General features: G+C 37.4%; 11 protein-coding genes and 1 pseudogene. 9 read left to right on the plus strand and 3 right to left on the minus strand.

Annotated features, from left to right (window positions below):
• The first annotated feature begins 35 nt into the window (after positions 1-35).
• Positions 36-2030, plus strand: a complete 1995-nt coding sequence (locus CDW55_RS07070; RefSeq protein WP_088469057.1) for a S9 family peptidase — start codon at positions 36-38, stop codon at positions 2028-2030.
• A 62-nt stretch (positions 2031-2092) separates the two neighbouring features.
• Here the strand turns inward: CDW55_RS07070 and CDW55_RS07075 are convergent, their stop codons facing one another.
• A complete protein-coding gene (locus CDW55_RS07075) occupies positions 2093-2641 on the minus strand; it encodes a hypothetical protein (RefSeq protein WP_143332933.1) in 549 nt (182 codons plus the stop codon).
• A gap of 73 nt (positions 2642-2714) precedes the next feature.
• Between CDW55_RS07075 and CDW55_RS07080 the strand changes: the two genes are divergently transcribed.
• The 4 genes from CDW55_RS07080 to rlmN all read left to right on the plus strand — a co-directional run bounded on the left by CDW55_RS07080 (position 2715) and on the right by rlmN (position 6188).
• Positions 2715-3203 (plus strand): DNA-deoxyinosine glycosylase, encoded by a 489-nt coding sequence (locus CDW55_RS07080; RefSeq protein WP_088469538.1) that lies wholly within the window; start codon positions 2715-2717, stop codon positions 3201-3203.
• The gene (locus CDW55_RS07085) at positions 3200-3847 is read left to right on the plus strand and encodes a hypothetical protein (protein ID WP_143332934.1); all 648 of its coding nucleotides are present in this window, start codon (positions 3200-3202) and stop codon (positions 3845-3847) included. Before CDW55_RS07080 ends, CDW55_RS07085 begins: the two co-directional genes overlap by 4 nt.
• A gap of 100 nt (positions 3848-3947) precedes the next feature.
• Positions 3948-4997: a tRNA preQ1(34) S-adenosylmethionine ribosyltransferase-isomerase QueA gene (gene queA, locus CDW55_RS07090; RefSeq protein ID WP_088469060.1), complete on the plus strand. Its 1050-nt coding sequence runs from the start codon at positions 3948-3950 to the stop codon at positions 4995-4997.
• Positions 4998-5153: 156 nt separating this feature from the next.
• Positions 5154-6188, plus strand: a complete 1035-nt coding sequence (gene rlmN, locus CDW55_RS07095) for a 23S rRNA (adenine(2503)-C(2))-methyltransferase RlmN (protein ID WP_088469061.1) — start codon at positions 5154-5156, stop codon at positions 6186-6188.
• Positions 6189-6200: 12 nt separating this feature from the next.
• On the opposite strand, the gene CDW55_RS07100 is transcribed toward rlmN, so the two are convergent.
• Together CDW55_RS07100 and CDW55_RS07105 are read right to left on the minus strand one after the other, a co-directional pair.
• Positions 6201-6830: a response regulator gene (locus CDW55_RS07100; RefSeq protein ID WP_088469062.1), complete on the minus strand. Its 630-nt coding sequence runs from the start codon at positions 6828-6830 to the stop codon at positions 6201-6203.
• Between the two features lie 88 nt (positions 6831-6918).
• Positions 6919-8829 carry a sensor histidine kinase gene (locus tag CDW55_RS07105; protein WP_179285920.1) on the minus strand — a complete coding sequence of 637 codons (1911 nt, stop codon included), beginning with the start codon at positions 8827-8829 and terminating at the stop codon, positions 6919-6921.
• 248 nt (positions 8830-9077) lie between these two features.
• Between CDW55_RS07105 and CDW55_RS07110 the strand changes: the two genes are divergently transcribed.
• From CDW55_RS07110 to CDW55_RS12655, 4 genes and pseudogenes are all read left to right on the plus strand, one after another.
• Positions 9078-9515, plus strand: a complete 438-nt coding sequence (locus CDW55_RS07110; protein WP_088469064.1) for a hypothetical protein — start codon at positions 9078-9080, stop codon at positions 9513-9515.
• 33 nt (positions 9516-9548) lie between these two features.
• Complete coding sequence (locus CDW55_RS07115) at positions 9549-10502, plus strand: hypothetical protein (RefSeq protein WP_088469065.1); 954 nt, start codon at positions 9549-9551, stop codon at positions 10500-10502.
• A 13-nt stretch (positions 10503-10515) separates the two neighbouring features.
• A complete protein-coding gene (locus CDW55_RS07120; RefSeq protein ID WP_088469066.1) occupies positions 10516-12387 on the plus strand; it encodes a TolB family protein in 1872 nt (623 codons plus the stop codon).
• 11 nt (positions 12388-12398) lie between these two features.
• Positions 12399-12593 (plus strand): annotated as a pseudogene (locus CDW55_RS12655) (hypothetical protein); the annotation flags it as partial.
• Positions 12594-12701: the final 108 nt, after the last annotated feature.

Here is a 12701-nt window from a genome sequence, read left to right on the forward strand (position 1 = left end):
CAGTCCGCAGCTGTAAGGATTGAAATTAATTTTTTATGAAGCTAAAACATACCTTAATCGCAGTAGCTGCGCCATTTCTTATGAATGCACAAAATGTGATGACGCCCGAACTCCTCTGGACTTTAAATAAAATCGGCGTATCTGCAGTATCACCCGATCAGTCTTCCCTCATTTACACCGTAGGAAAAACAGACCTTAAAACTGAAAAAAACAACAAGAAAACTTATTTCCTCAACATTAAAAACGCTGAAGCTACCAGCCTGGATTTGGGAAAAAAAGCCTTGATACAATGGGATAAAAACGGACTTTATGCACAGGAAAAAGATATTATTTATCTTTCAAAAGATGCCGGAAAAACCTGGGCAGAATTTTATACCATCGGAGAAGTTGACAATATCGTAATTTCACCTGACGGGAAGAAAATTGCCTTCAGTAAACAGGTGTTGGTTGAAAAAGTTTTAGGAAAAGATAAATATACCGACGTGCCGAAAACGACAGCACATATCTACACCGACCTTAATCACCGCCACTGGGATTATTTTAATGAAGGAAAATACAATCATGTTTTTGTGGTGAATGTTTCCGAAAAAGTTGAAAATGCCAAAGATTTACTGGAAGGTAAAATGTGGGATTCGCCACAGCGGCCTTTCGGTGGAGCAGAAGATTTTGTATGGAGCCCGGATTCCACACAGCTTCTGTATGTTACCAAACCTTTGAGCGGGGCAGAATATGCGCAGTCTACCAATACCGATATTTTTGCATACCATCTTAATTCCGGTACCACAAAGAATCTTACTGAAAACAACAAAGGATATGATGTTGCTCCGAAATTCTCGCCGGACGGAAAAACTTTACTATGGATGTCGATGGAAAGAGACGGCTACGAAGCTGATAAAAACGACATCAAAATCATGGACTGGAAATCTCACAAAGTGCGCAATCTGACCAAAGATTGGGATGAAAGCGTGGTGGGCGATGTTTTCTGGACTCAGGATTCCAAAACGCTGTATTTTACCACGGCATTCAGAGGAACAAAACAATTGTTTTCCTTAAGCCCAAAAACCGCTAAGATTCAGCAGATCACAAAAGGTGATTTTGATGTTACGTCAATTTATGCACAGAATAAAAATTCACTTTTGGTGAGCAGGACCGATATGAATCATAACGCGGATCTGTTTTCCGTGGACTTGAAAAAAGGTACGATGAATCAGGTCACTGAAGTCAATAAGCAGAATTACGCTAAAATCACGCCTTCTAAAACGGAACTTAAAATGGTGAAAACTACCGACGGGAAGGAAATGGGCGTATGGTTTGTGTATCCACCGGATTTCGATCCCAATAAAAAATATCCTACACTTTTATACTGTCAGGGCGGTCCACAATCTGCGCTTACACAGTTTTTCAGCACGAGATGGAGTCCTGCTCTGATGGCGGCCAACGGCTATATCGTAGTAGCGCCAAACCGTCGCGGAATGCCGGGTTGGGGAACAAAATGGAACGAAGAAATTTCTAAAGACTGGGGCGGACAGGTAATGAAAGATTATCTGGCAGCGACAGATTATGCCAAAACTTTGCCCTACGTGGATAACGACAGAATGGGTGCTGTAGGTGCGAGTTATGGTGGATACAGCGTTTTCATGCTGGCCGGAATTCACGACAACCGTTTCAAAACCTTTATCGCACACGACGGACTTTTCGATATGAAATCCTGGTACGGAACTACTGAAGAACTCTTCTTTGCCAACTGGGATCTGGGCAAACCAACAGATACGCCGATGCCGAAAGCCTATACAGAATTTAATCCTTCTAATTTTGTTGACAAATGGAACAAGCCCATCATGATCATCCAGGGTGGACTCGATTTCCGGGTAGGATATGAGCAAGGTCAGCAGGCTTTTCAGGCAGCTAAACTCCACGGTCTGAAATCGAAATTCCTTTATTTCCCGAACGAAAACCATTGGGTTCTGAATCCGCACAACGGGTTGGTTTGGCAGAGAGAATTTTTCGAATGGCTGAAAGAAACACTTTAATCACTAAATTAAAAAAGGCTTCTGATTTGATCAGAGGCCTTTTTTTGTTGACATTAACAACGTTATAACTGAACTTTTACCTTAAAACCAGAATTCATTTTCATCGTAATCTGGTCAGCGCTTACCGCATTGGCCTGGATTTCAAAAATTAATGAATTCTGGTTTGTCCTGAAATAATTAATAAGTTCTTCATCGGGAACCGAAAAGGTGATGTTGTTTTGATTTGTATTATTCGCCACTGTTGCGATCAGCTTTTCAGGCTGGTTTGGGGCTTTAATATAAATTCTTGCATTTTTAATCACATCGAGCTTGGTATCGAACTGCGAACTCACATATTCAATGTCTAAAGTGCTCATCTTAACCGATTTCAAATTGTTGATGGAGTAGTTGGGGTTGTTCTGCTTAATTTTCGCATCCAAATCAATATTCATCGGTATTTCCGGAGTTCTGGTGTAAGTTGTGGTACTTACGTTGGCAAACGGAACCGCTAATGTTGTGGTAAATGGTACATCAAAAGGCGGCAACACATCCAAAACCGAATTCACGATATCTCTGCAGCTTGTTGTAAAAAACAGCACAAGCATTCCCATAATTAACGATAATTTTTTCATAACTGATTTTTTAAGTATTTTTAAAGTCTGCATTTATCGTTCCAAATTCAAGGTGTAAATGCTGAGTCATAAAATGCAGAAACGAATTTCATCTTTCCCGCCAATCATTTCAGAAGGTTCTAAAATCCTGATTTTAGGTTCAGTTCCGGGTGTTAAATCGCTGGAAATGCAGCAATATTACGCACATCCGCAAAACCAGTTCTGGAAGATTATTTTTAAACTTTTGGAAGAAGATTTCACGGCAGATTACCAAAAGAGAACTGAAATTATCAGGAAGAATAACATCGCACTTTGGGATGTAATCGATTCCTGCGAACGCGAGGGAAGTCTGGATACAAAAATCCGCAATGAGGAGCACAATGATATTTTAAAAATTCTTCGAGACCACCCTAATATAAAAGCAGTGTTCTGCAACGGCCAGAAATCATTCAAGAACTTAAAGAAAATTTTAGGTAAAGAATCAGAAATCCCAATATTTGTTCTACCTTCAACAAGTCCTCTTCATACGGTTTCATTCGATAAAAAACTGGCGGAATGGGAAATCTTAAAATCATTTTTATGAGAAAATTTTATCTCTTGGCCTTTATTTTTGCGTTTGTGTTGAGCTCTGCACAGACTTATTCATTTGATACCGTCACCAAATACGTACTTAATAACGCGAAGAAAAAAGGTATTAAAGAATCGGTTAATTATTTTAATTCCGATGATTTTAATTATTTCCTAAAGGTTACAAGGGTTCCGGACTATCTTAGTGCCACACTCTTTGATTCCAAAACTGATCTGGCACATCATTTTACGGTAAAAGAAAGTAAGTCAAACGGAAACGTTTTTTTCGCTTTTGAATACGATTATTCCTACAAACTCAACACGAAACATTTAATTAATCAAAAGCAGTATATTACTTTTGGTGAAATATCAGAATCTTATCCAAAGCAGGTTTCAATGCAGATTTTCAGTTCAAAAAAAGCAAAAAAACCTATTGCTAAACATATTCTTACCCTGCAACCGGCCAGTAAAAATATGTTTCCAATGTTTGCTTTAAGCAGAAGCGTTAATTATATGTTGCCGAGTGATGCAGATTTACCGGGAAATTATATGGTAGTAAGGGACGATATCACCGAAAAAAAAGTGAGTTGTGAATTTGTGCTTGAAGATCATAACGATGTAAAACTTAAAATAACGCTTCCTAAAACGCTGAACTACTAGATAAATCGTTAATCGCTTGACTTTGCCTTTTCAAAGCCGTATATTTGCAGTCCGAAAATTATTTGGTTTTCGGGCTAATTTTTAAACCGTAATTTAAAAAATGAAGACATCTGATTTCAACTTCCATCTGCCGGAAGAACTTTTGGCAGAACATCCAGCAGAACACCGAGACGACGCTAAACTCATGGTGCTCAACCGTAAAACGGAAACCATTGAACATAAATTATTCAAAGACGTAGTAGATTATTTCGACGAGCACGATCTTTTTATCTTTAATAATACCAAAGTTTTTCCTGCCAGACTCTACGGAAACAAAGAAAAAACCGGAGCTAAAATTGAAGTTTTCCTTTTAAGAGAACTCGATAAAGAAACCCGTGTGTGGGACGTTTTGGTTGATCCGGCGAGAAAAATAAGAATCGGAAACAAGTTATTCTTTACGGAGGACGAATCGTTGGTTGCCGAAGTGATTGATAACACCACTTCAAGAGGGAGAACATTAAGATTTTTATATGATGGTTCTTATGAAGAATTCCGTGCTAAACTGAAAGAACTGGGCGAAACGCCACTTCCTAAATACATCAAGAGAGCCGTAGAACCTGAAGATGCAGAGCGTTACCAAACCATTTATGCAAAACACGAAGGAGCTGTAGCAGCGCCAACTGCAGGTTTACACTTTTCCAGACACCTAATGAAGAGATTAGAAATCAAAGGAATCGACTTTGCTGAAGTTACGCTTCATGTAGGTCTCGGAACTTTCAATCCCATCGAAGTTGAAGATTTAAGCAAGCATAAAATGGAGTCGGAAGAAGCCATTATCGATCAGCTGAATGCAGACATCATCAACAAAGCTGTTGCAGAGCAGAGAAGAGTTTGCGCAGTGGGAACCACTACCATGCGCGCTTTGGAAACTTCGGTTTCATCAAATAAAAAAATTGGCCCTTACCATGGGTGGACAAATAAGTTTATTTTCCCGCCACATGATTTCGGAGTGGCTAACTCCATGATTACCAATTTTCATACTCCAAAATCTACACTCATGATGATGGTTGCGGCATTTGCCGGGAAAGATTTCCTGATGCATGCTTATGAAGAAGCCATTAAAAACGAATATAAATTTTACTCTTACGGAGACGCAATGCTGATTCTGTAAGTTTTATAAACCACAAAAGTCACAAAAGATCTTTGTGTTTTTATTTTTTAAAGTAAGAAGTTGCAAAAGTTTGAAAATCTTTGATTTTCAACTTTGTTAGCTTTTAAGCAGCATAAATTTCACTTTCTTCTTTTGTGACTTTTGTGGTTTAATTTTATGAAAGATATTAGAACATTAAGTTTAGACCAGTTAACCGATTATTTCAAAGAAATCGGGGAAAAACCTTTCCGTGCGAAACAGGTTTATGATTGGTTATGGAGTAAAAACCTCCATTCTATTGATGAAATGACGAATCTTTCAAAAGATTTACGCGATAAACTTTCAGCTGAATTTACCATCAATCCTGTTTCTGTGGATTTGCTGCAGAAATCAAAAGACGGAACCATAAAAAATGGAGTGAAACTTCATGACGGCCTTTTGGTGGAATCTGTGTTGATTCCTACAGAAACCAGAACCACGGCTTGCGTTTCTTCCCAAGTTGGATGCTCGTTAAACTGTGAATTTTGCGCTACAGCCAAGCTTAAAAGAATGAGAAATCTGGAAGTTGCAGAGATTGTGGACCAGGTTGCCTTAATTGACCGACAAAGCAAACTATATTTCGATCGACCTCTTTCAAATATTGTGTTCATGGGAATGGGAGAACCAATGATGAACTACAAAAACGTGGTTGAAGCCATCCGAAAAATAACAAAACCGGAAGGTTTGGGAATGTCACCTCGAAGAATTACCGTTTCCACATCGGGAATTCCGAAGATGATTAAAATGTTGGCGGATGAAGATTTGAAGGTGAAATTGGCGCTTTCTCTTCACACCGCAATCGAAGAAAAACGAAACGAAATCATGCCTTTTTCAGAGAAATTTCCACTAACCGAAATCATGGATTCCCTAAAATATTGGTATGAAAAAACAGGAAATGTCGTCACTTTCGAATACTGTGTATGGGGCGGAATTAATGACAAAGATGAAGACATCAGAGCATTAATCAAGTATTGCAGACAAGTTCCAAGCAAAGTAAACCTCATTCAATATAATCCAATTGGTGAAGGAAAATTCGACCATAGAAGCATTGCAGCGGAAGAAAAATATGTTCGTGAACTCACAAAAGCCGGAATTACCGTTATGGTTCGAAGAAGTAGAGGCGGAGATATTGATGCAGCTTGCGGACAATTGGCGAATAAAACTGGCGAATAATCAATTTTTTTTTCATAGTAAACCATTTGTCGCTGCAATTTTTATCAGCGAAGCCGTATTGTTCGTATTAAATTTCGATAACAAATTTTTTCGGTGCGTTTCTACGGTGTATAAACTGATGAACAGTTTTTCGGCAATTTGAGGATTGGTGAAGCCTTCGGAAATTAAAGTGAGAATTTCCTTTTCGCGGCTAGTTAAAGTGGGTTGGTTTTTCAATTCTTTTTGTTCGGAAGTACTCATTCCTGCATCGGAACTCAAGTGCATTTTCCCGTCTAAAACGGATGAAATCGCCGTTTCAATTTCTTCTTTCGATGCAGATTTTACCAAAAAACCATCGGCTCCATTTTGAATCATCTGTGCAATGTAACTTCTTTCGTTGAAGGTGCTCATACCGATAATTTTGAGATTTGGAAATTCTTTTTTCAGTTTTGAAGTCAGTTCCACGCCGCTAATTTCCGGCATATTGATGTCCGTAATCACCAAATCGGGTTGGTTTTCTTTCACTTTTTCCATGGCTTCGTAAGCGTTGGAAGCGGTTGCGCACAATTCCACGTAACGGATTTGTTTGAGCATCGCTTTCATGCCTTCAATGACCATCGGATGATCGTCTACCACTATGATTTTTATTTTATCCAAATTCATGTTTTTTGAAAATGCGTTTAAAATTTTGGCTAAAGCCGAACGAAATCTGATTTCTTAAGCGGGCTAAAGCCCGCCACTATTCATTAATTTACCCATTTTGATTCAAATCACATTCGATGTATACGGAAGTTCCCTTTCCTATAACGGATTGGATGTCCATTTTTCCGTTCAAGTAATTTACTCTGGATTGGATGTTTTGCAAGCCAGCGGAATTTTTGGTTTTCATTTCGTCTAAATTAAAACCTTTTCCGTTGTCTTCAACTGTAATATTCAAATGTTCCTTGTCATGTCGCATGACTTGAACCAAAATTTTTGTCGCTTCCGAATGTTTCACAGCATTGTTAATCAGTTCCTGAACGATTCTATACACCACAATTTCAACGGAATTTTCTAAACGGTTTTCTACTCCGAAAAATTCGCAATCGATCGTGAAATATTGTCCTTGCGAAAGTCCGTTGCTGTAATCGGTTAACGCTTGTTGAAGCCCGAATTTCAGCAAAGTTTCCGGCATCATGTTGTGCGCAACGCGGCGCATTTCGGAAATGGATTCGTCCAATTTATTTAAAGCACGGTTGAATGCATTTCCGTTTTCTTCGGTTAAAATGAGATTTCCTTTCATGGCTCCTAATTGTAGTTTAACGCCACTCAACAATCCGCCCAAACCGTCGTGCAAATCTTTTGAAATGCGGGTTCGTTCTTCTTCTTGTCCTTTCAAAAGTGATTGTGTGGCTAAAAGTTGTTTTTCGGTTTCGAGTTTGGTTATTTTTTGTTCCTGGATTTTTTTGCGATGATTGTAGTTTCTATATCCTAAAACCGCAATGGCTAAAAGTGCAGCCAAACCTCCAATCAAAAGCCAGTTCAATAAATTTTTCCGGTTGATTTTTTCTTCTTGAAGTTGGAGTTGGCTATCTTTCTGGTCGATCTTGTTTTTGATGTGCAGATAATTGGAATTAATTTTTGTTTTTTCCGATGAAATGCTGTCTGATAATGATATTTGTGCGGATAAGTATTCTGCAGTTTTTTTATAATCACCCAAAGCAGCATAATTTTCGGCAAATCCGCTTACTGCATACATTTTGTATTCTGGAGATTGTATTTCCTCCGCTATTTTGGAAACTTCATTCAAATATTGATTGCTCTCCTCATTTTTTTTCAATAGAGATAAACAATATGCCGTTAAATAATAAGAATCCATCAATTTTGCAGGTGGCACTTGTGCTTTTTTTGCAAGTTCAATAGCTTTTTTAGCTTCAAAAACTGCTTTGTCAATCATCCCTTTTTCAGCAAAGCTCAATGCGTTATTATGAACCAAAAGCCAATTGTAATAAGGGTTTTTGAGTTGCGGAACCAGCTTTTCAAATTCTTTCGAATATTGGTCATACAATTCTTTATTTCCGGCATTAAGATAGGAAGCAGAAATGTTGTTATAGGCTTTTGCGAGAGATAAATTACCTTTAGATTTTAATGCATAATCCAAAAATTCTTTGTTACTTTCAATTGCTTTATCAAAAGCCCTTAATTGATTATAGGCGGTTCCAACTGCACCATAACAAACAGTTGTAAGGTAATTGTCGTTTGTTTTCTTTGCAAAACGAAGTGCATTTAGAACGTTTTTCAAAGCGCCGTCTTTTTCTGTTCCTTGCGGAAGCTCCAACATTCCTAAAGAAAAATAATATTTAGAGTAGAATGAAGCATGTTTTATTGAGTCTTTTTTTGGATATAATTCTTGCGCTTTTTGAATGGCAATTAAAGCAGAATCGTACTTTCCCTTTTTACTAAATATTTGGGATTGATTGAGAAGTGCAATTGCTTTTTCTGATTTAATATTGAGTTTTGTGCTTAGTTTTAATCCTTCTTCTGTAAATTTTTTTCCATCAAGTCCGTAATCATCTCCTTCAAAACCCAGTTGATTTAATGCGGCGGCTTTCGCACTGTCATTTTTTGTTGAATTTGCAATTTTCTGTAAATGCTCTATTGTTTGACTCTTTTGAGCATTCAAAATCGTTGAATTCAATAAAAAAATGAATGATATTAAAAGGTATTTGAACTTCATGGTCGGTTTTCGTTTACACAAATATCCGATTTTTCTTGCTGGATTTTATCACTTGTTCGGTGTATTTTTTTGATGAAAAATTTACCCTTTCTGTTGGATTGTTTCCCGTTTGTTTTCGTCGGAATTTTGACTTGTTGAAAATAATAACCATGAAAACATTTTCTAAAAATCAAATCATTTAAAAATATAATATCATGAAAACTTTAAAAATTTTAATGCTGCTTTTAGTAACGGTTTCTGCAAATTTATTTGCACAACGTACGATCCAATTTGGAAAATTTACCGACAAAGACGGTTATCCCGTGAAAGGAACTTCTTTTGAAAGAGGTTTTGAAAAACAAATTATTGTGAATTCTTATTCAGTGAGCAACGGAAATTCTGTAACCATTACAATTCCCAATTCTCCAGCGGTGAATGCTTTTCAATCTATTGTAAATTCAAAATTTGCTTTGCAAAATGGAGAAATTGCTGTTGTTCAAATCCAAGCCGAGCGAAAAGTCGTTTCACAAAAAATCCAAATGACGGCGATAAAAGTGATGTCCGTTCAATTGGGCGACGAAATTGCAACCATCGTTTTGGAACCTGCTACGTTGGACAATGTTTATATGGGAATGAACGGAAATACACGATAAATAGATTTTATTTTAACTCAAAAATCTAAAAAAATGAAAACCTATAAAACAATTATAATCGGTGCAGTTGCATTCACGCTGATGTCTTACACCGTCATCAATGACGTGATTTCACAACTCGGATTATCCCAAAAATTTGCTCAAGAACATATTTTGAAAAATTTGGTGGGAGATTTCCAAAACCAACCAATTGACGAAGATTCCTACAAAGACGACGGAAGCGTAAGGTTTCAGTTAAAATCTTTCAAACTTCCGAAAATGTCGAATTTAACTTCCATTGATAAAAAAACAGCAACACAAGAACTCTGTCAATACGTGAAAAATTATGTGAACAGTCAGGAATTTATCGATGAATATCGAAAATTGCGGGAACGCGCAAAACCAACAAGCGAACCGTACCGAATGTCCGCAAGCGAAATCCAACAAATGGAACAAGCCATTGTTGAAGCCGAAAAAGCGATGAAACAAGCTGCAGCTTACATGACCGCAGAACAAAAAGCGGAAGCCAAAAAATCCATGGATTTACAGAAAAAGGAAATCCAAAACATGAAAGATCCAACTCCAAACAAAACGAATTGGGAGAAAATGTATCCTGAAAATCCTGAAACGATGGTTAAAAACCGCTTGAACGAATATTTGAATCTAGTTTCAACGGTTGATTTCAACGCACAATTGACCACTTCCGGGAAATATAAAAAATTCGCAAAACCGGAATACGAAAACAAATCCTTGAAATGGAAAGCTATTTACAGAGCCGGAAAAGAAGCCAATTCCGTTGCCACTGCTTTCGCAAAAGAATGGCTGAAAGGCGACATCATTTCCGACCAAAAAGTGAGTTTAAATTCTTCTAAAAATGAAAATTCTAATTCAAATTCTACTCAAAATTCAGATGAAAATTCTTCCACAGGAGAAAAATCTACAGTAGACAAACTGAAAGAAAAAAAGAACAATGTTCTCGGTAAAATGAAAGGAAAATTAGGACTTTAAAAAATTTAAAATCATGAAAAATGCCGTCTTTTTTTCACTTTTTGTAATAGCAAATTTAGCGGGTACGAATTCTCTTTTTTCGCAAAATGCAAACACCTTATTCTCTTTAAAAGTTGTTGGAATTGAAGCAGGAGAATGGTTCAGTTTTAAGGACAATCTCGGTCGGGAAACAAGTACAAACCATTCCGGAACCTTTAATTTAGGAGGGTTTTCGCAAGGTTCTCGATATGAAATTTCTCAAAAAAATGGAACCAGAAATTGTAAACTCATTTATAACGAAGGAACGGTTACAGCAACTCCAATGATTGTTGTTGCGAATTGCACCAAAGAAGCTCCAACACCAAGTACAATTCTTTCCCTAAAAACTACAGGAATTGAAGTTGGTGAATGGTTCACATTTAAAGACAATTTGGGGCGTGAAACCAGTGTTAATCACTCAACCACTTCAAATTTGGGCGGGTTTACTCAAGGTTCACAATACAATATCACACAAACAAAAGGCTCAAGAAACTGTAAATTAAGTTTGAATGAAGGAACGGTTTCTTCAAATGCTGTTACTGTTCTTGCAAACTGTTCAAAAACTTCCGTAACGCCTTCCAATCCTGCTAATCCAACAACGAATAACAACGAAGCCAATCCCACAGTTCCGAAAAAGAAAATCGATTTGGTTACTAGAAATTCTGAAAACACCATCACCAATACTTTTGTGGAAAGCAGTTCGCCAAGTATCGGCGGAAAAGGCGAAGATGAAGGAAGATTTGTTGCGTTGATGATGTTTGGAAACGGAATTGACGGCAGCGATGGGAAATTCCGACAAATTTATTGGAGGGACCGGAAAACAGGCGAAACCAAACTTATTAGTAAAGCCAATAATGGTGAACAAGGCAATAAGGACAGTTTTGCACCATCAATTTCTGCAGATGGAAATTCTGTAGTTTTTGAATCTTATGCTACCAATTTTTCGGAAAATGACAACAATCGGACTCGAGACATTTTTTTGTGGCAAAAATCTTTGGGAACGGTAAGTTTAATTAGTAAATCCAGTCAAAATATTCCTTCCAATGGCGAAAGTTTTGAACCCGTAATTTCCGGCGATGGAAAAACGGTTGCTTTCACATCTTATGCAAGTGATATTACGGATTTGGGAAGTGGTTTCAACACACCGAATGTTTTTGTACATCAAATTTCATCGGGTTCTACAGATTTTATCACCAAAGATTTTGAAAACGGAAAAGCTTCGGGAGGTTCTGCGCCGTCCATTTCTGAAAATGGGAAATCCATTGCATTTTATTCTAACAATCATCGTTTGGTGGAAAATGACAACAACAAATTGTGGGATATTTTTCTTTGGAAAAACGGAAATGTCAAAAGAATTTCGGTTCCCAATTCAGGAATGGAAAGAAACCAAGGCAACGAAAGTACGAGTCGGATTGTATATCCATCGATTTCAGGGGATGGAGAAAAAGTGGTTCTTGCGACAACTTCCTCCACTTTAGTAGAAAATGACACCAATACTTTTCAGGATATTTTCCTTTATGATGTTCAGAATTCGAGTTTAAAAAGAATTTCAACACTTGAAAATAATGCTGAATCCAACGGAGATAGTCCAATTTTACAAGGCGGAAAAGTGGGGATTTCCTTTGATGGAAAATGGATTTCTTACAACACCAATGCTTCCAACTTGGGCGTTTCCAAAGGAAATGTCATCGTTCAAAATACTGAAAACAAGAAAATTTTTACCATAACAAACACTTCTGGAATTGGTACAGGAAATCCTGTAATTTCAAGAAAAGGAAATTTCGTGGCTGTTCCCGCAAATAAACCTTTAGATTCTCGATTTTCTTCCTCCGGAATTTTCACCATTTACACCAATATTAACCCTTAAAAAACAATATCATGAAAACAATTTTATCACTATTTATTGCATTAATCATTCAATTTAATTTAAATGCACAAAACGTAAGCACTTTTGCAGGAAGTGGAATAGTTGGAAATGCTGATGGAAACGGAAGCGCTGCAAGTTTTAATTTTCCTCAAGGAATTTGTATTGATGCGGTAGGAAATATTTTTGTTGCCGACACCACCAATTCCACTATCCGAAAAATTACACCTACTGGAACAGTTTCTACAATCGCAGGAACAGTTGGCGTTTCCGGTTCGTGGGAAGGACAAGGAACCGCTGCCGCTTTTAATGGCCCC

Origin of the sequence: Chryseobacterium sp. VAUSW3 (genome assembly GCF_002205795.1) — a bacterium.
Taxonomy (GTDB): Bacteria; Bacteroidota; Bacteroidia; order Flavobacteriales; family Weeksellaceae; genus Kaistella; species Kaistella yananensis.

Coding starts and splice junctions, on each gene's coding strand:
- queA (WP_088469060.1), top strand. CDS start 3,948: ATGAAGACATCTGATTTCAACTTCCATCTGCCGGAAGAACTTTTGGCA.
- CDW55_RS07075 (WP_143332933.1), bottom strand. CDS start 2,641: ATGAAAAAATTATCGTTAATTATGGGAATGCTTGTGCTGTTTTTTACA.
- CDW55_RS07085 (WP_143332934.1), top strand. CDS start 3,200: ATGAGAAAATTTTATCTCTTGGCCTTTATTTTTGCGTTTGTGTTGAGC.
- CDW55_RS07120 (WP_088469066.1), top strand. CDS start 10,516: ATGAAAAATGCCGTCTTTTTTTCACTTTTTGTAATAGCAAATTTAGCG.
- CDW55_RS07080 (WP_088469538.1), top strand. CDS start 2,715: ATGCAGAAACGAATTTCATCTTTCCCGCCAATCATTTCAGAAGGTTCT.
- rlmN (WP_088469061.1), top strand. CDS start 5,154: ATGAAAGATATTAGAACATTAAGTTTAGACCAGTTAACCGATTATTTC.
- CDW55_RS07070 (WP_088469057.1), top strand. CDS start 36: ATGAAGCTAAAACATACCTTAATCGCAGTAGCTGCGCCATTTCTTATG.
- CDW55_RS07110 (WP_088469064.1), top strand. CDS start 9,078: ATGAAAACTTTAAAAATTTTAATGCTGCTTTTAGTAACGGTTTCTGCA.
- CDW55_RS07100 (WP_088469062.1), bottom strand. CDS start 6,830: ATGAATTTGGATAAAATAAAAATCATAGTGGTAGACGATCATCCGATG.
- CDW55_RS07115 (WP_088469065.1), top strand. CDS start 9,549: ATGAAAACCTATAAAACAATTATAATCGGTGCAGTTGCATTCACGCTG.